This is a genomic window from Flavobacterium tructae (genome assembly GCF_001853485.1).
Lineage (GTDB): Bacteria > Bacteroidota > Bacteroidia > Flavobacteriales > Flavobacteriaceae > Flavobacterium > Flavobacterium tructae.
On record NZ_MIKE01000011.1, the window covers coordinates 1,025,206 to 1,044,831 of the forward strand.

Consider the following 19,626-nt stretch of genomic DNA (forward strand, 5'->3'; position numbering starts at 1 on the left):
TCATTCGTTATATTTGTGAGATAGGAGTTTTAAAATATGGAAAATTTTCAAAATATTCGAATTGCGGTTGATGCCATTGTGTTTGGATATAAGAACAACAGTTTGTATGTGCTTTTAATAGAGCAAAAGTTTGGGTCTGCCGATAAGTATTGGGCTTTGCCGGGTGGTTTAGTAAAACAGGACGAATCTTTGAGTGATGCCGTTATCAGAGAACTGCACGAAGAGACCAATGTTCAGCTTACTTTTATGGAGCAGCTGTATACTTTTGGAGATGATATCCATAGAGATTCCAGAAATCGTGTTATTTCCGTTGCTTATTATGCTTTAGTAGACGCTTCAAGTCTGGAAATTAAAGCGGATACTGATGCTGAACGTGTACAATGGTTCAAAATAGATGAAATTCCCGATCTGGCATTCGATCATAATTTAATTGTAAAAACTGCATTAGCAAGATTAAAAGCAAAACTGACTTACGAACCGGTAGGTTTCGATTTACTTCCTCAGGAATTTTTGTTTTCTGACCTCGAGAATCTTTATTGTACGATATTAGAGAAGGAAATAGATCGAAGAAATTTTAGAAAGAAGATACTCAGCTATGGTTTTCTGGATCAAACAGATCATTTTTCACCAATAAAAAGCGGTCGCCCGGCTAAACTTTTTAAGTTTAATGATTTGAAATACAAAGAATTAATTGGTAGTGGTTTTCACTTCGAAATAAAGTTTGCGTAAATTTTACACAAAATAAATTGTTTAATAAATATATTGACTTATATTTGCGTATAATTAACGCAAACTAAAAAAAACTATGATACTTAATTTAGACCCAAAATTCACTCCAATTCTTAATAAGGAAGAAATCAAATTTCAAAGTTTCACATTTTCAGGAGGAGAACCTCATATTAAAATCAGTCCTGATTTTGACAATACCCAAAAAGTAACGATCACACACCGTTTAAATTCATTCAACGATTTAGGTTTGTTGTGCATCACGGTTGATGCTTTACGCAGAATGGACGTGAAAGTAATCGACTTGTTTATTCCGTATTTCCCGGCTGCCAGACAGGATCGTGTGATGATTAAAGGCGAATCTTTATCTGTAAAAGTATATGCTGATATCATTAATACGCTTCAGTTGAATAAAGTGTTTGTTTTTGATGCACATTCTGAAGTTACACCTGCATTAGTAAACAATTGCGAAGTAATTCCGAATCATACTTTTATTGCAGCGGTTTTGAAAGAAATTGGTGAAAACGTAAAATTAATTTCTCCGGACGGTGGCGCATTAAAGAAAATTTACAAAGTTTCTGAATTTCTTGGCGGAATTGAAGTGGTAGAATGTAGCAAAAGCCGAGATGTAAAAACCGGAAGATTATCTGGTTTCAAAGTTTATGAAGACGATCTAAACGGAATGGACTGTTTAATTGTAGATGATATTTGCGACGGAGGAGGAACTTTCGTCGGATTAGCTGAAGAATTAAAAAAGAAAAATGCCGGAAAATTATACTTAGCAGTAAGCCACGGAATTTTCAATAAAGGTTTCGAAGTTTTAAATTGCTTCGACACTATTTTTACCACCAATTCAGTAAAAGATTTCGAAGGCGAAAGCGTTCAGGTGATTGGATTGGATCAATTAGTTTAAAAAGTTTCAGATTTCAAGTTATATAGGGAACCTGAAACTTGAAACAAAATAACAGAGAACCCGCTTCTTTGTTTCAATAACAAAAAACATGAAATACAATATAGATACCATAGCTCCGGAAAGTAAGTTTTTATTTTTCTGGGGACATCAGCCCAGTAAAGACGGAACGATTACCAAAACCTGCTTTAGTCAGTGGTGGTTAAGTTCTTTTAAAGTAAATGGCGTGACGTATAAAACTGCCGAACACTGGATGATGGCAAAAAAAGCCGAATTGTTTAACGATAATGAAGTTTTAAATAAAATCATTAAAGCTAATTCTCCTGCTGAAGCTAAAAAGTTGGGACGTCAAGTTAAAAATTATGACGATGCAATTTGGTTAGAAAACCGATTTGAGATTGTAAAAGAAGGAAACTACCATAAGTTCAGTCAAAACCCCGATTTGAAAGCTTTTTTGCTAAACACAGATGAAAGAGTAATAGTCGAAGCGAGTCCCGTTGATCCAATCTGGGGAATTGGAATGGCAGGTGATCATAAAGATGTTCTGAATCCTGCTAAATGGAAAGGGCTTAACTTATTAGGTTTTGCTTTGATGGAAGTTAGGGATGAATTGAAATAGTTGAGTTATGAATGAAAAAACAGCAAAAAGCGTCAGCAAATTTCTAAGTCTGGTGCTCAGACATTCACCCGAAACCATCGGTCTTAAGTTAGACGAAAACGGCTGGGCAGATGTTGAAGAATTGATTATAAAATGTAATAAAAATGGAAGCCAAAATCAGATGACGGCCGAACTTTTGGATTATGTGGTAGAAAACAACGATAAAAAACGTTTTGCTTTTAATGAAGACAAAACAAAGATCAGAGCAAGTCAGGGACATTCAATTTCAGTTGAGCTCAACCTGAAGGAGGCCGAACCTTCAGAGTTTTTATACCACGGAACTGTTGGAAAGTTTATGGAGAGTATAAAACTTGAAGGCTTACAAAAAATGAGCCGTCAGCATGTACATCTTTCCAAAGACAAAGAAACGGCAATAAAAGTAGGAAGCAGGCGGGGAGCTCCGCAGATTCTGACAGTAAGAAGTGGTGTCATGTACAGAGATGGTTTTAAATTTTATCTGTCCGAGAATAATGTTTGGCTGACCGCTGAGGTTCCGGCAAAGTACATAGAGTTTAAATCATAAGGAGGAGGAGTAGGCATCATTTAAAATTATAAAACACAACAAATTATGATACTAGAAGCAGCAATAGGTGATGCATATGGTGCAGGTTTTGAATTTCGGGATCTGGATTTCATTTCTCAGAACAACCATTTAACCCAGTATCACAAACACGGACTTTATACTGAAATTTACAAACGCTATACAGACGATACGCAAATGGCAATTGCCATCTCGGAATTGTTATTAGAAGAGGATAATTGGAACGAAATCAAAGTAGCAGATAAGTTTGTTGAAGTATTTCACCGAGATAAAAGAAGAGGTTATTCCGACAGAGTTTACAATGCCTTGGACGCGAGTAGAAATGGATCTGATTTCATTAAAATAATCAACAACGGAAGTAACGGAAACGGTTCTGCTATGCGAGCCTATAGTATTGGTTATTTAAAAGATATAGAGCAATTGATGAGCTTCTGTGAAATTCAGGCAAGAACTTCTCATTATACTGTTGAAGGGATCAGTTGTGCGAAGCGTATTGCCTTGGCTGTTCACTATTTTAAATACAATTTGGGTGACGGATCGAGTTTAGTGTCATTTTTAAATGAAACGCTGAAGGAGAATGAAACCTATAAAATTACTTCGCCAATCGATATGCATGGATACCCAACTACACAAGCGGTTATTAAAATCGTTTCCGAAGCGACTTCCATGAAAGATTGCTTAAAAACAAGTATCGATTATGGTGGAGATACCGATACGGTTGCTGCCTTGTGTATGGCGATTTTAAGTAACAAAGAAAACTGCGATAAAACCCTGCCTGCTTTTTTGTATGAAGGTTTAGAGAATGATACATTTGGAAAAGATTTTCTAATAAAATTAGATGCAGCTCTCGATAATAAGTTTAATTAAATCATGAAAAGAACCTTTGTTTTTGGGGATATTCACGGCGGATTAAAAGCATTAATTCAGTTATTAGAGAGAATTGACTGCTCAGAAAGGGATCGGTTTATTTTTTTGGGAGACTATGTAGACGGCTGGAGTGAATCAAAACAATTAATTGATTTTCTGATTGATTTGTCCCAAAAACAACAGTGTATTTTTATCAAAGGAAATCATGATGTCTGGTGTCAGGAGTGGTTAGAGAATAATGTTATAAACGATATTTGGTTTTTGCATGGAGGGAAATCGACTATAGAGAGTTATGTCGATATTGAATGTTCGGAAAAAGAAAAACATCGCCATTTTTTCAATAGCATGAAAGATTACTTTGTAGACGAAAACAACAATTTATTCATTCATGCCGGTTTTTCGTCGATGCATGGCCCGGAGAAAGAACATTACCAAAGCAATTATTCGTGGGATAGAACGTTGTGGGAAATGGCTTTGACAATGGATAAGAGAATTAAAAAAAATTCGCTTTCCTATCCGAAAAGATTGTTACTTTATAATGAGATTTATATTGGTCACACACCAACCCTTCATTATAATGTAGAGATTCCAATGCAAGGATGCAATGTGTGGAATGTCGATACCGGGGCTGGCTTTTATGGCAGATTAACGGGTCTTGATGTGGAAACAAAAGTATTTTGGCAAAGTGATATAGTACAAGGGCTTTATCCAAATGAAAAAGGAAGAAATAAATAATTGAAAAAATAACTAAGAAATTTTATGAACCCATTATTATTAACCGACGGTTACAAAGTTGACCACAGAAGACAATACCCAGACGGAACAACATTAGTATATTCCAACTGGACGCCAAGAAAATCAAGAATTGAAGGATTAGAAGAAGTAGTATTCTTCGGATTGCAATATTTCATCAAAAAATATATCATTCATGATTTTGAGGCCGATTTCTTTAAAAAGCCAAAAGAAGAAGTCGTTAAAAAATACGCTCGCAGAATCAATAATTATTTAGGTGAAAATCAGGTTGGAACCAAACATATTGAAGATTTACATGATTTAGGATATATTCCGATGGTTTTTAAAGCGTTGCCCGAAGGTGTTAGCGTGCCATTAAGAGTACCCATGTTTACGATGTACAATACACTTCCGGAGTTTTTCTGGTTGACTAATTATTTCGAAACCTTATTGTCTGCAATAGTCTGGTTGCCTTGTAACTCTGCTACTATTGCAAAAGAATATCGAAAAGTATTGGATAAATTTGCCGACGAAACATCATCAGTTCCTGAATTTGTAGATTGGCAGGCGCATGATTTCTCCATGAGAGGAATGGGGGGAATCGAGGCAGCAATTACTTCTGCGGCTGGACATTTATTGAGTTTCACGGGTTCTGATACCATTCCGGTAATTGACTTTTTTGAAGAATATTACAATGCTGATTCTGATGCCGAATTGATTGCAGGTTCAGTTGCGGCAACGGAGCACTCTGTAATGTGTATGGGAACAACCGAAGGAGAGTGTGAAACGTTTAAAAGATTGGTTACAGAAGTGTATCCAAAAGGAATCGTATCTATCGTTTCGGATACCTGGGATTTATGGAAAGTTCTGACCGACTATTTACCACGACTGAAAGAAGAAATAATTGCCAGAAAAGGTAAAGTTGTTATCCGACCTGATAGTGGCGATCCGGTAGATATTATTTGTGGTAATCCAAACGGAAAAACAGAAGAAGAGAAAAAAGGGGTAATTGAGCTGCTTTGGGATGTTTTTGGAGGTACAGTTAATGCAAAAGGATATAAGGAGCTTATTCCGCAGATTGGCGCCATTTACGGTGATAGTATTACGGTAGCAAGGGCGACCCAAATTTGCGAAAGATTAAAAGAAAAAGGATTTGCTTCTACAAACGTTGTTTTGGGAATCGGTTCGTTTACCTATCAATACAATACCAGAGATACTTTTGGTTTTGCAATGAAAGCAACTTATGGAGAAGTTAAGGGAGAAGGCAGAGCGATCTTTAAAGATCCAATTACAGATGACGGAACTAAAAAATCAGCCAAAGGATTAATGAAAATTGATTTAATTGATGGTGTATATCATCTAACGGATAATGTTTCCTGGGAAGAAGAAAAACAAGGCGAATTAAAAGAAGTTTTCAGAGACGGGAAACTTTTAACAGAACAGTCGCTAAGTGAGATTCGAACAAGAGTGAAAAGCGCGGTAAACGTTGAAGCATAAAAACAAGAAAGCCTGAATTTGATTTCAGGCTTTTTTTTGTGCTTGTCATTCCGAGGAACGAGGAATCACACCAGAAACTCTACAATCAAAATCGTCAAGCTTTGTCGAATTACTTGTGTGATTCCTCGTTCCTCGGAATGACAATATTGTGTTTTTTTTACTTCTTGTAAAAATTATTGTGATCAATATATTCCCAAACTTTTGGTGGTAAAAGAGGCTGTATGTTTTTGCCTTCTTTGATACTGTTTCGGATAAAAGTAGAAGAGATTTCTACAATTGGAGCATCAATAATATGCACTTTTGGGTGCGATTTTAATTCGATGTTTTCCTCTTCTTCAGATATTCGAGGATAAACATAAATATCGTAATCTGCTAAAAGCACTTCGTAGTTTTTCCATTTGTGAAGTGTTTTCAGGTTGTCTTCGCCCATGATTAAAGAAAAGTCATGTGTTGGATACTTTTCATGCAAATGAACCAGTGTATTGACCGTATAACTAGGCTGTGGTAATTTGAATTCGATGTCTGAAGGTCTTATTTTCGGATAATCTTCAGTGGCCAAATACACCATTTGCAAACGTTGGTGATCGTCTAACAAGGTAGATTTCTTTTTAAGCGGATTGTGTGGTGTAACGACCATCCATATCTGATCTAAATCGGCAAACTCAGCCATGTGGTTGGCAATGATTAAATGACCAACATGAATGGGATTATACGTTCCGAAATAAAGGCCTATTTTCATAAATGTTTTGTTTCACAAAGATTCGCAGAGTTTTCGCAGAGATTCACGAAGTAATTTATAAAATTTTGGTGAATCTCTGATTTCTTCTTTGCGAATCTTAGTGTAATAGCTATTTGTTCACAAAATCTTTTACCAACTGATATGCTTCTTCTTTAGCGGTATCTAAATCGTAATTTTTGATAATCGTATCAAATTGCGGTGCAGTTGCCAGTTCAACTGAAGCCTTTGCAATTCGCATGTTTATTTTGTCATCACTTTCTGTAGAACGTTGTTTTAGTCGACGTTTTAGTTCGTCAACACTTGGAGGTTTCACAAATACAGCCAAAGTTTGTTCCGGAAATTTGTGCTTGATACGCAGTCCGCCTGCAACATCAATATCAAAAATCACATTTTTTCCTAAAGCCCAGATTCTTTCAATCTCCGATTTTAAAGTGCCGTAAAAGTTGTCACGATACACTTCTTCCCATTCCAGGAATTCCTCAGCCTTGATGTGTTTCTTGAATTGCTCCAGCGAAATAAAATAATAATCCTTTCCGTGTTCTTCCTCTCCGCGTGGGTCGCGGGAAGCTGCTGAGATTGAAAATTCTAAATTTAAATCTTCTTTCCCTAATAAATGCTTTACTATAGTTGTTTTTCCCGATCCTGATGGTGCTGAAAAAACAATTAATTTTCCTTTATTCATTAATTTATGCTTTAGGCTTTAGGCGGTACGCTTTAAGCTCACTTACTCTATGTTTTTTGCTTATAGCCTAACGCTTAAGCTTACAGCTTTTAAAGTACATTTAAAACCTGTTCTTTGATCTTTTCCAATTCATCCTTCATCATGACAACCAGTTTCTGCATTTGCGCATGATTTGATTTTGAACCCATGGTATTGATTTCACGACCCATTTCCTGAGTGATGAATCCAAGTTTTCTACCGTTAGCTTCAGAACCTTTTATAGTTTCAAGGAAATAATCCAAATGATTGGTTAAACGAACTTTTTCCTCAGTAATATCAAGTTTTTCCAAATAATAAATCAATTCCTGCTCGAAACGATTTTCATCCACATTCACTTTCAATTCTGAAATAGCAGTTTGTAAGCGGTCTTTAATCGCTTTAATACGTTCCGGATCAAGTGCCAGAGCGTCGTTCATGTATTGACGGATATTCGATATTCTGAGATTGAATTCTTTTTCAAGAGATTCTCCTTCGTCTTTTCTGAAAGTCAGAATGTTTTCCAGAGCCTCTTCGATGATCAACTGAATTTGTTCCCAGTCATTTTCATCAATTTCTTCACGCTCGGTCTTTAGGGTATCCGGCATTCGTACGGCCATTTTCATCAGTTCCGTTTCATCCGCATCCGGGTAAACTTCTTTTAGTTGAGCGATGTAGTTTTTTACAACAGGAACATTTACCTTAGTTGAGGTTTGTTCAGAAGTACTTTCAACGTAAATTCCGAAATCAATTTTTCCTCTTTCCAGTTTAGTAGAGATTTGAGTTCTTAAACCTAGTTCCATTTCGCGGTATACCGATGGCATTCTAACATTTAAATCTAAACCTTTACTGTTTAAGGATTTTACTTCAACGGTAATTTTTTTTGTAGGCAATTGCAAAGAAGCTTTGCCAAACCCTGTCATAGATTGTATCATATAATTGAGTATAAAGGCGCAAAGATACTAAAAAACTTTAGAGTGAGGTTTTCTAGTTTCTATTGCCTTATTTTTAAAAGGTTTTGGGCGTTCCCTTCGGTCGGGCTATTCGTTTCAATCTTTTTTTGAGCAGAAAAAACTCAAAAAAAGGATTTCCACTTCTATCCCTAACGCAAACCGGGAATCTTTACAGCTTTTAGCTAAATTATTGTTCTAAGGCTTTCATTACCTGTAAAATATTCTGCTGACTGTTGCCGATGTAGATTTTACCGTCAATAATAAAAACAGGACGGCTTAAAAAAGTATAGTGTTCTAAGATGTATTTTTTAAAATCGGCTTCCGTTAAAGATTTGTTCTTTAAATCCATCGATTTATACAGTTGTGCTTTTTTGCTGAACAAAGCTTCGTAACTTCCCGAAAGTTGATACATTTCTTCTAATTCAGTTGCTGTAATCGGGTTTTGTTTAATGTCGTGAAAAACCAGGTTGTTGCCTTCCGGTAATGCTTTAATGATTTTTCGGCAAGTATCGCAGGATGCTAAGTAATATATTTTGTTCATAAGTTTAAATTTAAGAGACTACAAAGAAAATCCATTTGAAACTTAAAATTGCCTAATTTTAGAAAAAAAATAAAAATATGAACCCAGTTTTTGAAGTACAAAAGACCATTAGAGAGATTCTTTTGAAAGTTTTAGACAGTCATTCATTAGAACAATTAAACAAAATTCCGCAAGGATTCAATAACAATATCATTTGGAATATCGCACATTGCGTTGCTTCACAGCAGGCTTTGGTTTATAAATTATCAGGATTGCCGGTTACCATTTCTGAAGATTTTATTGCTAAATACCGAAAGGATACTAAGCCGGAAGGAGACGTTTCGCAAGCAGAAGTTGATGAAATACGTGAACTGCTTTCGACTACTTTAAAGCAGGTTGAAAATGATTTTGCGGCAGGTATTTTTATGAATTATAATGAATACACCACTAGTTTAGGATATACTCTGAAGAATATAAACGGAGCTTTGGATTTTAATAATTACCATGAAGGTGTTCATACCGGAGTAGTGATGAGTATTCGAAAGTTTGTTTAGATCTTTTTAAGACAACTTAATTTACGAAAAAACCCGACAGTTTCTAAAAAACTGTCGGGTTTTGTATTTTAAAAGGATGTTATTCTACTATAGTTTCGATTGTAACTTTCATAGCACCGCTTCCTTTACTTTTTGTGATTTCCATAAAGGCTCTTTTGGATAAATCAAGATCTCTTGTTCGAACAAATGGACCGCGATCGGTAACTTTTACAATTACGAATTTCCCGTTTGCTTCATTGGTGACTTTTATTCTCGTTCCGAAAGGAAGTTTTTTGTGTGCGGCAGTGTAAGCACTGTTGCTGAATCGGCTTCCGTTAGCTGTTTTTTTACCATTAAATCGGTCAGCATAATAAGAGGCATGTGCATTTTTTTTATAAGGTTTTAATTTCAAGCCCTTATCCGTAAAAACAGAATCAGTTGGTATTGCAATTAAATTAGGTCTGGCAGTTTTGACAGTATCCTGAGTAATTTTAGGTTCAGTTGCAGGCTTTGTTTGGCTTATAACATAGGTAAAACAACTTAAAAAAGTTATAGTAAGTGCAGTGAGTAAAATATGTTTTTTATTTCTCATGTTTTATTTTTTTTCAGACTTGGGGAGTTTGTACAAATAATATGCCGAGATAAAAAAAGCCCTATTTTTAGGGCTTTAATTGGTTTTTTCTTAGAACCACAGGTTCCATGGGATTCTGCTTAAAATAAGCAATAATCCTAATCCGTAAAATATAGCGAAAGTTTTAAACTTCGCTTCGCTATTAACTAATTTTTTATGTTTAGACCATCCGATGGTGATCAAAATGATAGCAATAATGTTGATTAGAGGGTGTTCTAATGAAGTAAGTCTAAGCGCTGCATTAGACATTTGGCCAAAGGCAGCTTTCCCTAAAGGTGATACAAAATAAAGGATTAAACCAACTAATAATTGTGTATGAGTTCCAATCAAGGCAAATAATGCAATCTTGCGGTCTTTGCCTGTAAATTCTTTTTTAGATGTAAGTCCAATAATGGCATTTACAGTAGCAATTAATAAAAGCAAGAGCGCTAAATAAGCCCATCCTGAATGGAACTTTTGTAAAAAATGGTACATAAATTAGATTTTTTGATAAAACAAATATAGCAAAAAAGGGTATAAAAAAAGCGGCATCAGACTAAAAGTCAATGCCGCTTTAGGTATTTATTTAGATTCTAAATATTAGAAATCGTAACGTAGAGAGAAGTTCCATGTTCTTCCGAAACCGAAGAATACCTGGTTAACGTTTGCTACTCCATTGTAAAGCATTCCGTTAGATGCGTAAGTTCCTTTTGAACCAGCTGGTTGACCAGTAGCTACAGGAAGGTTGTCATCAGCGAAAGTATTTGTTCTTGATTCAGCGATATAAGTTTTATCAAGTACGTTGTTTACGTTTAATCTGAAGTTAACAGATTTGTCTTTGTTTTTTCCAGTTAACATTTTGTATGAGAAACCAGCATCTAGTAAACCATAAGAAGGCAATTGTAATGCTCCTTTGTTGTTTGGATCTGCAAAGTTGATTGGGCTTAATCCAGCGTACAATTTATCGTTGAAATTGTAGTTAGCATCAAGAGTTACTCTTGTTAAAACTTCATAAGCAGCACCTAAAGAAGCTGTCATTTGAGCAGCATCACCTACTTTTACTTTGTCCATGTAAACTGGTGTAGCAACATATCCTGCAACAGGGCTGTTGTCTGCTTGATTGTAAGCGTTTACAGTAGCATTTCCTTTGTATTCCCAGATTCCGTAAGATACCATTCCTGTTACTTTTAATCTGTCAGTGATGTTAGAACTTGCTTCTACTTCAACTCCTGAGTGTACCTCGTTTAGACCTAAGTATTCAGTGTAAGTATTTGGGTCAGTTGGTAATGCATTACCTTTTAAGTATCTGTCGTTCCAAGTTGTGTTGTAAACGTTTACTGTAGCGTTGAAAAATCTAGAACGGAAACCATATCCAGCCTCAAATCCAATGATTTTCTCATTAGTAAGGTTAGGGTTTACTGTTGATCTGTTGTTTGGATAAACAGAGTTAAAGAATGGTTGTCTTGAATAGTAACCAGCGTTTACGTAAACATTGCTTTTTTCGCTTAAGTTGTAGTTAGCACCACCTTTTACGTTTCCTCCTAGGATGTTTTTGTAAGGAGTAGAAGTTAATGGGTCAGTTGGAAGGTAAACAAAGTCATCTTCTCTTTTGAATCCTTGTTGAGAAACTGCTCCCTGAACGAAAGCTGTTAAGTTATCTTTAGAGTACTCTAATTGTGTAAATACTCCATACCATTTTACTTTTCCAGTACTGTTGAATGAAATCTTGTCATAATTTCTTTTGTCAAAAACATTCCATTGAACATTTGTAGATGCTGTAGTTGCAATACGTCTTCCAGTTGGTTTTAAGCTTGCAATATTGTTGTCAAAAAATTCACCTCCGCCTAATCTGTCGTTAACAACAGTAAAGTGGTATCCTGTGTAAGTTCTTCCATCAAGACCGAAATCTAAAGTAAGTGTATTTGATAATTTTTTGTTCAAGTTAATAACAGCACCAAACCAGTCATGAGAGTTGATTGATGAAGTTTGTGAAATACCTGATGTAGTATTGTAAACATATGGAGATGCAGTAGTTCCTGCTCCAGTTCTACCAGTTGAAGAACTGTTTTGGTAAACACCACCAATTTGAGTTCTTGTTCTGTTTGCTCCGTTAAAGAAAACTTGTCCAGTACCATTGTTCCAAGCTTGGATTTTGTTGTAATCAACTAAACCGTCAGCTGTTAAGAATACTGCACTGTTGTAAGTGTTTCCACCAACACCACCTGTTGCTCCTGCACCAGCTCCACGTCCCATAGACGCGTAAAGTACAGTTGAAAGTTTTGTAGTTTCGTTGATTTTGTAATCCCAGTTAAAAGAAGCTACCGGCTTGTGGTAGTAGTTTTTTCTGATGTTATATTCTTCACCATTCAAATATCCTGTATCAGCATTGTATCTGATGTTTGGATCTCCATTGATACCATATTTTTGGTAAGTAGCAATTGTTGGTACAGTAGATCTTTGGTTGTGCCATTGTGGAGCTCCTGTTACTGTAACTTGAAAGTCATGTTTTCCACTTTTGCTACCGTATCCTAAAGCAACATAGTAGTTAGAACCTTCAAATTGAGTTCCGTTCACATATCCGTCTCCCATTGTTTGAGACAATAAAATAGAAGCAGAAAGACCATTATCTAGTTTTCCAGTGCTGTATGAACCTTGAATTTTAAAGTTTCTTCCATTACCAAATCCAGAAGAAAAAGATCCTCCTTCTTTTCTGTCAGAAGCTTTAGTTACAATGTTGATTGTTCCTCCAACAGAAGGAGTTACCAATTTTGAAGCTCCTAAACCTCTTTGAACCTGAATAGCTGAAGCTACCTCAGATAAACCAGACCAGTTACTCCAGTAAACAGAACCATTTTCCATGTCGTTAACCGGCATACCATTGATCATTACAGCGATGTTGTTTTGGTTAAAACCACGAATGTTGATTCTTGAATCTCCAAAACCACCACCAGCTTTAGTAGCATATACAGAAGGCGTGTTTCTTAAGATCTCTGGAAATTCCTGAGTTCCAAGTTTTTCCTGGATTTCAGCAGCTTTAATTGTTGAAACCGCTACAGGAGTTTTTCTGTCTTTTGCGATGTCAACGATTGTGCTTTTTACAACAATTTCGCTTAATTCATTAGAATTAGAAGTCAAAACGATTGTTCCTAAATTAGTAGTTTCACCATTTCTAACTGAAAATCTAAGAGTTAAATTCTCGTAACCTAAAAAAGAAATAACGATTTCTCCTGTACTTGTTGTTGCATTAAGAGTAAATTTACCGTCAAAATCTGTAGAAGTAGCAACTGTAGATCCTTTGATCACAACGTTTGCTCCCGGAAGTGAACCCACTCCATCGGTAATCATACCGGAAATTTTTCCTTGAGAAAATGCGGTTGAAACTATCATGAACAATAGTCCAGTAAGTAACCAATTTTTCATTGTCTTCATTTGTTAATTAGTTTATTGTTTTTGGCAAAATTATAACAATAAAATCAGATAATGTTATCAAACTGTTAAGAAAAGAAAGATTTGTATAATGTGTTGCGCATTAAAATGATTTTTCTTTTTTTTGTTAGATAAAATGAGGTTTTTTTGAATTTTTTGGTGTGAATTTTGTTAAAATCGTAATTATTTTAATTGTCTTGTAGCGCTAAACTTGCAGGAGATCGCTTTTTTAGCTGCTTACGTGATGCTTGTGTACGAAAAAACGCCTTAATTTTCATTAAATCAAGGCGTTTCAGTATGTTGTGTATGGATCTTTTTTGAGTTTTACTTATTTTTCAAAAAGTGATTTAATAAGAAAGAAGTCGAGCTATCATGATTTTTTACCGTCTTGGTGTTAATTTCATCCAAAATAGAATTCGCTAATTGCTTTCCTAGTTCTACTCCCCATTGATCATAACTGAAAATATTCCAGATAATACCCTGAACAAAAATTTTGTGTTCGTACAATGCAATCAGTGACCCCAGGCTTTTTGGAGTTAGTTTTTGAATTAAGATCGTGTTTGTTGGTTTGTTTCCGGTGAAAACTTTAAAAGGTAACAAGTAGGATGTTTTCTCTGCCGATAATCCTTGTTTGTCAAATTCAGTCTGAACTTGTGCAGCGGTTTTTCCGTTCATTAAGGCTTCAGTCTGAGCAAAAAAGTTGGACATTAGTTTGTCGTGATGATCTTCGTTACCGTATAGAGGTTGAACGAATCCAATAAAATCTGTCGGGATCAATTTTGTTCCTTGGTGAATCAATTGGAAAAAGGCATGTTGAGAATTGGTTCCCGGTTCTCCCCAGATGATTGTTCCGGTTTGATAGTTAACCGGTTTTCCGTCGCGGCCAACACTTTTTCCGTTACTTTCCATAGTAGCCTGTTGCAGGTAGGGAGCTAATTTCTGAAGATATTGAGTGTATGGAATTAATGCTTCGCTTTCAGCGCCAAAGAAATTGTTATACCAAATACTTAACAATGCCAGAATTACAGGAATGTTTTTGTCGAATGCTGTTGTCTTGAAATGTTCGTCCATTTCATTAGCTCCTTTTAACAGTTCGTTGTAGTTGTCAAAACCAATCGCTAACGAAATGCTTAAACCAACAGCGCTCCAAAGTGAAAATCTTCCTCCAACCCAATCCCACATTGGAAAAACATTGTCAGGATTAATTCCAAATTCAGTTACTTTTTGAATATTGGTTGAAACCGCGACAAAATGTTTGGCAATATCTTCCTGGGAAGCCGATTTCAAAAACCATTCTTTTATAGTTTCAGAATTAGATAAGGTTTCCTGAGTAGTAAAAGTTTTGGATACAATAAGGAATAAAGTAGTTTCCGGATTCAATTTTTTAATCACTTCGTTTACATGGTCTCCGTCTACATTAGAAACAAAGTGTAAGTTTAAGTGATTTTTGTAATACTGTAAAGCTTCAACCGCCATAACCGGTCCAAGATCAGAACCTCCAATACCTATATTTACTACGTCAGTAAAAGCTTTTCCGGTGAAACCTTTTCTTTCTCCCGAAATTACTTCGTGACTAAATTGTTTGATTTTGTTTTTTACCTCATAAACTTCCGGAATTACATTTTCGCCTTCTACTTTAATAACCGAAGATTCCGGTGCGCGCAACGCAGTATGCAAAACCGCTCTGTTTTCAGTCTGGTTAATGATTGCTCCTTCAAAATATTGGGAGATGGCTTCTTTTAATCCAATTGAATTGGCTAATTCCAGTAAAAGAGAAACGGTTTCCTGACTAATGTTGTTTTTGGAATAGTCAATTAAAAAGTCATTCCATTGTAAATTGAATTTTTCAACACGGGCATTGTCCTGTTGAAAAAGCTCTTGTATAGTAGTTTTATGAGTCGCATTATAGTGGTTTTGTAGATTTTTCCACGCTTCAGTCCCAGTTGGGTTTGTAGTGTTTAAAGCCATTTTTTGTTTAATTGAGAATGTGGTTATAAAAAAACAAAAATACTGAAATTAGTTCTAATTGCTTTAAGCTTCACAATTATATAACAAATAGTTACGAAAACGATATAACTGTTTATTTGTTCCGAATTCTTGCTGTAATTATGACAGCACCATCGTTTTCTTTTTCGTTGTAAATGATGCGGCTGCTGTTTTCATTTAAAAAGTCTACACTAATAATGTCAGTTTTTTCAAGGGGCAAAATTATAGTGTCTTGCTTTTTATGGTATCGAAACGGAACTCCGTTTATCACAATTAAAGGGGATTTTTTAATGATATTTTTTTCGAATGCCTGTTGGATAGATTCCGATACAAAATATTGGTTTTGTTTCTTATCGTTTAAAAGAAAAGTGTGTGGATTCGAACATCCCACAGCTATGGTACAAGAAAGCAGTAATAAGAATCGTTTCATGCGTCGATGTAGGATTGGATAGATACTTGTTTTTAAGTGGAAGTTTTACCAAATTTTCCACCAGGGCTTTTTATTGATTTCGATTCGCTTTTTGATTTTATTGATTTCTATTCTTTGAACTTCCTCTTTTTTGATAGTTGAATCGTCAAAGTGTAATTCACCGGAAAGACTGATACCAATAGGGGCTTTTGTTTTTTCTCTCCAGAGTTCGGTTTGTAATTCCGGAATTAGGGGAGCGTTGATTTTAGCGGTGAATTTTTGTCTTGCTTTTTCTATAATTTCTTCTTCGAGATTTGAAGTTGAATTTTTAAAAAGCGGAAGTGAGTTTCCGGGAATGTTGAGGAGGAAAATCTGGGTTTTGTTGTCGATTTTACAAATGTCCAATACTTTAAAGAAGGAATTGTCGTCCAGAAGAGCATGTCCGTTTTTTGCCGAATCCGGATTGAATTTGGATAAATCTCTTGCTCCGGCACTTGCAATTAAAAATCTACAGTTTCCGGAAAGACCGCCACCAATAAAGGACATGTCTGTGAAATCTTTTTCTTTTAATATTTGTCCAATTTGATAGGCAGTAAGTAAACTGTCATCTAAGGTGGTGTCTCTGTAGAATAATTTTAAATCTGAAAAAGTTTCATCAAGAAGGTCTTTAATGCGTTTGTTTTTCATGGTTGTTTCTATATTAAGGATAAAAACAGATTTTTATAGATTCCCAATGCTGTCCAGTTCTCTTTTCAAAGGTTCTATTTGCTGGAAGAAACGGGTCTTGTAATTTCCGGTTAGAGATTCTCCGGTTGGTAAATTAAGTCTTAAAGCATCTACCTGTACGCCATTTTTCCAAAAACGGTAACAAACATGAGGTCCTGTCGCAAGACCGGTGCTGCCCACTAATCCAATAGTTTGTCCCTGTGTCACACGCTGACCACGTCGAACTAAAATTCGGGACATGTGTAAATATTGAGTAGAGTAGGTTCCGTTGTGTTTTACTTTTACAAAGTTTCCGTTTCCTGCCGTGTATCCTGTTGCTTCTACAATTCCCGAGGCAGTTGACGAAATTGGTGTTCCGGTTGGAGCGGCGTAATCCGTTCCTTTGTGGGCTTTCCAGGTGTGTTGTACCGGATGAAAGCGGTTTGCGGTAAATCTCGAAGTGATACGGCTGAATTTAATCGGAGTTTTTAAGAAAAAGTTTTTCAGCGTTTTTCCCTGATCGTCATAATATTCTATTTTTCCTGAAGTAGTGTCTTTTTCAAATGGGAAAGCATAAATAATTTTGCCTTTATATTCAAAGAAGGCAGCTTCAAGATCTTCAACACCGTCGTAAGTTTTGCCGTTAATAAAACGTTCTGTGAAAATTAATCCATAACGATCTCCTTTTTTTAGTTTAAAGAAGTCAATCGACCATGAAAAAACTTTGGTAATTCTACTGGCAAGAGCGGCTTCCACGCTTTCGTTGCCCAGAGTTTCGGATAAGGAACTTTTTAAAACTCCTCCGATAATTTTACGTTTTAAAGTGACCGGTTTTATTTTTTTGCTGGCCTTTGCAATGCTGTCTCTTAAATCTATAACATAATAAGTCAGTGGATCCGGCTGATAAATAAAAACCTGTAACTTGTTTGTTTTGTTTTTTGAACGAAGTATAGTATAAGGTTTGTTGTAACGAATGGTTCTTACATTAAAAGAATCCTTTATTTGTTTTACAACATCATAGACTTTTTTGTCTCCAATATTCTGACTTTGAAGAATAGATCCAAATGAATCTCCTTTCTTAATAGTATCGTGAATAACATTGAAATCGGCGTAATTAAAACCAAATTCTACTTTTTTAGTTTTTGGCTTAGTGATTTTAGTTTCAACTTTTTCGGCAGTTTTATTGCATGAAAATATTGAGAATAAAACGATTATAATTACGAATGCTTTTTTCAAACTTTTAAATTTTTTTAGGAAATTAATTGGTTGTTTCATTTCCCCAATTGGACAATTCTTCTTCGGTCCACAATTTAGGAAAAAAGATGCGTCTTTGGTATTTTGGGTGCATATATTTTTGCCAATCACTTCCTCCGGTGGCTTCTCCGTTTCCTTTTCCGCTTTCCAGTATGTATTTTCTTGCAGTATTTAAATGCTGCATTACCCAGGTGATGTTTACCGTTTTGTCGTAATGACGCATCGCATCAATTAACTCCTGATTCTGTTGGTCCTCTAAAGGTAACTGAGTAAATTTCTGCCAGATATTTTTTGATTTAAAAGTTGACATTTGTCTTAGGAACTGATCCTTATACTTGTTTTCAAATTTCTGAAGTAAATATGATTTTTCTCCGGTTTGATAATCTTTTCCGGCAGCCTGCCAGTATAAATGTTCGAAACTGGTTTCTAGCGGAGTATTTTCGTCAAAGTTTGATTTGTATCGGCGATCGGTTAAATTGATCACATCTGTCGATGCAAATTCGATTAATCGGTATTGTGCACTTTGAAAGCCGCTTGCGGGAGTCAATGTATTTCGGAATTTCATGTATTGATCTACTTCCATTCCGTTTTCCATAATGCTAAACGAATTCGTCAGCATGTCAAAGTATCTCGTTATTCTGGATAATCTTTCACTGAAAAAGACAACCTGAATATCTTGCGTGTTGGAAATTTGGTCAATTTCCCACAATATCATTTTAAAGATCAATTCGTTTACCTGATGGTACATGATGAAAACCATCTCGTCAGGAAGCGTAGTGCGTTGGGTTTGTAAACTTAACAGGGCATCCGTTTGTATGTAGTCCCAGTAGGTGATAGGTTTTGACCAAAGCAATCCTTCTAGTTGTACATCGGTTTTTTGATTTATAGCTTGGAATTTAAGGTCAATTTCTTTTAAAATTGATTCTGAATGATCAGTAGGGTTCATTATTTTTTTGCTTTAAATGGATTTTTTAATCCTTTATATTCGTCAAGGTCGGCTTTAAGTGATCCAACAGCCAAATCTGCTTTTATGCGTATCGGAACTTTGTTCTCGTCGTCTGTAATCCAAAGAGTTACGCTTTCTTTTTCTTTGAAAACTCTCCCGGTTTGTACCAGTGGTTTGAAAACCATTGAAGAAACGGTACCAAATTTAGTTGTAATATCCTGTCGGCCTACATATTTTAACTTAAATTTTGTGATTTCATCATCAAAAAACATATCAATGGTGATGGCCTCACCTGATTTGAGTTTGTCTATGTTTGGATGGTTTCTCAAATAATAAAAAGAAGAGATAATATCCTGAACATTGTCGGTAATTACAATTGTTTTTTCGGTTTTGCGCTTGTAATCTTTTACTAAAACTTTTTTCTCAGACTGATCAAAAAAGCCTTCCTGATTTTTGGTGTAGCCTCCTTCGTTTATTTTTCTAACGTAACGATAAGGGTCTCCGTTTTGTTTGTCGAAATAACTTTCATAAAGGTCTTCCACCTTAAAGAAAAATTTTGACATTCCGGTTGTGTATCCTTTACCTACGGCATGAAAAACTTTTTTATTGTTGATCGTCGCGTCTTTAATTTCGAGAGTGGCATAGCCGGCGTTTATGATTCCGTAATGAATTCTGAATTTGAAGTATTCTCCGGTGTCAAAAGCATCTTCTTTTTGAGTGTCGAAACCTAGGGTCGTAAGAACTAATATGAGCAGGACTATTTTTTTCATAGTACATTTTTTACATTTCACTATTAAAGATATATAAATGCAAATTTTATTCCAAATGTATCAAAACAAAAAAACTCCGTCAAGGAATGACGGAGTTTTTATGCTATTAACTAACCAAAAAACTATAAATTATGAAATTTATATCAA

Annotated in this window: 21 protein-coding genes; 8 read left to right on the top strand and 13 right to left on the bottom strand. The window is 35.5% G+C overall.

What is annotated here, in order from left to right; translation table 11 throughout:
• The first annotated feature begins 36 nt into the window (after window positions 1-36).
• The 7 genes from BHE19_RS06375 (at window position 37) to BHE19_RS06405 (ending at window position 5,931) form a co-directional block, all read left to right on the top strand.
• On the top strand, window positions 37-729 hold the full coding sequence (locus BHE19_RS06375) for an NUDIX hydrolase (protein WP_070906392.1): 693 nt from the start codon (window positions 37-39) through the stop codon (window positions 727-729).
• Between the two features lie 76 nt (window positions 730-805).
• On the top strand, window positions 806-1,639 hold the full coding sequence (gene prs / locus BHE19_RS06380) for a ribose-phosphate diphosphokinase (protein WP_070906393.1): 834 nt from the start codon (window positions 806-808) through the stop codon (window positions 1,637-1,639).
• An 88-nt stretch (window positions 1,640-1,727) separates the two neighbouring features.
• Window positions 1,728-2,255, top strand: a complete 528-nt coding sequence (locus BHE19_RS06385; protein ID WP_017497423.1) for an NADAR family protein — start codon at window positions 1,728-1,730, stop codon at window positions 2,253-2,255.
• A gap of 7 nt (window positions 2,256-2,262) precedes the next feature.
• On the top strand, window positions 2,263-2,817 hold the full coding sequence (locus BHE19_RS06390) for an RNA 2'-phosphotransferase (RefSeq protein ID WP_070906394.1): 555 nt from the start codon (window positions 2,263-2,265) through the stop codon (window positions 2,815-2,817).
• A gap of 45 nt (window positions 2,818-2,862) precedes the next feature.
• The gene (locus BHE19_RS06395; protein ID WP_070906395.1) at window positions 2,863-3,702 is read left to right on the top strand and encodes an ADP-ribosylglycohydrolase family protein; all 840 of its coding nucleotides are present in this window, start codon (window positions 2,863-2,865) and stop codon (window positions 3,700-3,702) included.
• Between the two features lie 3 nt (window positions 3,703-3,705).
• Window positions 3,706-4,437: a metallophosphoesterase family protein gene (locus BHE19_RS06400; protein ID WP_070906396.1), complete on the top strand. Its 732-nt coding sequence runs from the start codon at window positions 3,706-3,708 to the stop codon at window positions 4,435-4,437.
• A gap of 24 nt (window positions 4,438-4,461) precedes the next feature.
• A complete protein-coding gene (locus BHE19_RS06405; protein ID WP_070906397.1) occupies window positions 4,462-5,931 on the top strand; it encodes a nicotinate phosphoribosyltransferase in 1,470 nt (489 codons plus the stop codon).
• A 157-nt stretch (window positions 5,932-6,088) separates the two neighbouring features.
• Here the strand turns inward: BHE19_RS06405 and nadD are convergent, their stop codons facing one another.
• The 4 genes from nadD to BHE19_RS06425 all read right to left on the bottom strand — a co-directional run bounded on the left by nadD (window position 6,089) and on the right by BHE19_RS06425 (window position 8,861).
• Window positions 6,089-6,670, bottom strand: coding sequence for a nicotinate (nicotinamide) nucleotide adenylyltransferase (nadD, locus tag BHE19_RS06410; RefSeq protein WP_070906398.1), 582 nt, complete (start codon window positions 6,668-6,670; stop codon window positions 6,089-6,091).
• 109 nt (window positions 6,671-6,779) lie between these two features.
• Window positions 6,780-7,352 carry a guanylate kinase gene (gene gmk, locus BHE19_RS06415; protein ID WP_017497430.1) on the bottom strand — a complete coding sequence of 191 codons (573 nt, stop codon included), beginning with the start codon at window positions 7,350-7,352 and terminating at the stop codon, window positions 6,780-6,782.
• 89 nt (window positions 7,353-7,441) lie between these two features.
• The gene (locus BHE19_RS06420; RefSeq protein ID WP_035746767.1) at window positions 7,442-8,302 is read right to left on the bottom strand and encodes a YicC/YloC family endoribonuclease; all 861 of its coding nucleotides are present in this window, start codon (window positions 8,300-8,302) and stop codon (window positions 7,442-7,444) included.
• 205 nt (window positions 8,303-8,507) lie between these two features.
• Window positions 8,508-8,861, bottom strand: a complete 354-nt coding sequence (locus BHE19_RS06425; protein WP_017497432.1) for an arsenate reductase family protein — start codon at window positions 8,859-8,861, stop codon at window positions 8,508-8,510.
• 77 nt (window positions 8,862-8,938) lie between these two features.
• Between BHE19_RS06425 and BHE19_RS06430 the strand changes: the two genes are divergently transcribed.
• Entirely contained in the window at window positions 8,939-9,394 is a 456-nt protein-coding gene (locus BHE19_RS06430; protein ID WP_070906399.1) for a DinB family protein, read from the top strand.
• Between the two features lie 79 nt (window positions 9,395-9,473).
• On the opposite strand, the gene BHE19_RS06435 is transcribed toward BHE19_RS06430, so the two are convergent.
• The 9 genes from BHE19_RS06435 to BHE19_RS06475 form a co-directional block, all read right to left on the bottom strand.
• On the bottom strand, window positions 9,474-9,965 hold the full coding sequence (locus tag BHE19_RS06435; RefSeq protein WP_017497434.1) for a septal ring lytic transglycosylase RlpA family protein: 492 nt from the start codon (window positions 9,963-9,965) through the stop codon (window positions 9,474-9,476).
• 90 nt (window positions 9,966-10,055) lie between these two features.
• Complete coding sequence (locus tag BHE19_RS06440) at window positions 10,056-10,478, bottom strand: hypothetical protein (protein ID WP_070906400.1); 423 nt, start codon at window positions 10,476-10,478, stop codon at window positions 10,056-10,058.
• A 105-nt stretch (window positions 10,479-10,583) separates the two neighbouring features.
• Window positions 10,584-13,412, bottom strand: a complete 2,829-nt coding sequence (locus BHE19_RS06445) for a TonB-dependent receptor (protein WP_070906401.1) — start codon at window positions 13,410-13,412, stop codon at window positions 10,584-10,586.
• Between the two features lie 321 nt (window positions 13,413-13,733).
• On the bottom strand, window positions 13,734-15,377 hold the full coding sequence (gene pgi / locus BHE19_RS06450) for a glucose-6-phosphate isomerase (RefSeq protein WP_070906402.1): 1,644 nt from the start codon (window positions 15,375-15,377) through the stop codon (window positions 13,734-13,736).
• Between the two features lie 112 nt (window positions 15,378-15,489).
• Window positions 15,490-15,825, bottom strand: coding sequence for a hypothetical protein (locus BHE19_RS06455; RefSeq protein ID WP_070906403.1), 336 nt, complete (start codon window positions 15,823-15,825; stop codon window positions 15,490-15,492).
• 45 nt (window positions 15,826-15,870) lie between these two features.
• Window positions 15,871-16,491 carry a hypothetical protein gene (locus tag BHE19_RS06460; protein ID WP_070906404.1) on the bottom strand — a complete coding sequence of 207 codons (621 nt, stop codon included), beginning with the start codon at window positions 16,489-16,491 and terminating at the stop codon, window positions 15,871-15,873.
• Between the two features lie 33 nt (window positions 16,492-16,524).
• Window positions 16,525-17,745 carry a M23 family metallopeptidase gene (locus BHE19_RS06465; protein WP_070906589.1) on the bottom strand — a complete coding sequence of 407 codons (1,221 nt, stop codon included), beginning with the start codon at window positions 17,743-17,745 and terminating at the stop codon, window positions 16,525-16,527.
• Between the two features lie 22 nt (window positions 17,746-17,767).
• Entirely contained in the window at window positions 17,768-18,709 is a 942-nt protein-coding gene (locus tag BHE19_RS06470; RefSeq protein ID WP_070906405.1) for a tryptophan 2,3-dioxygenase family protein, read from the bottom strand.
• Window positions 18,709-19,479: a DUF3108 domain-containing protein gene (locus BHE19_RS06475; protein ID WP_017497442.1), complete on the bottom strand. Its 771-nt coding sequence runs from the start codon at window positions 19,477-19,479 to the stop codon at window positions 18,709-18,711. Before BHE19_RS06475 ends, BHE19_RS06470 begins: the two co-directional genes overlap by 1 nt.
• Window positions 19,480-19,626 lie beyond the last annotated feature (147 nt).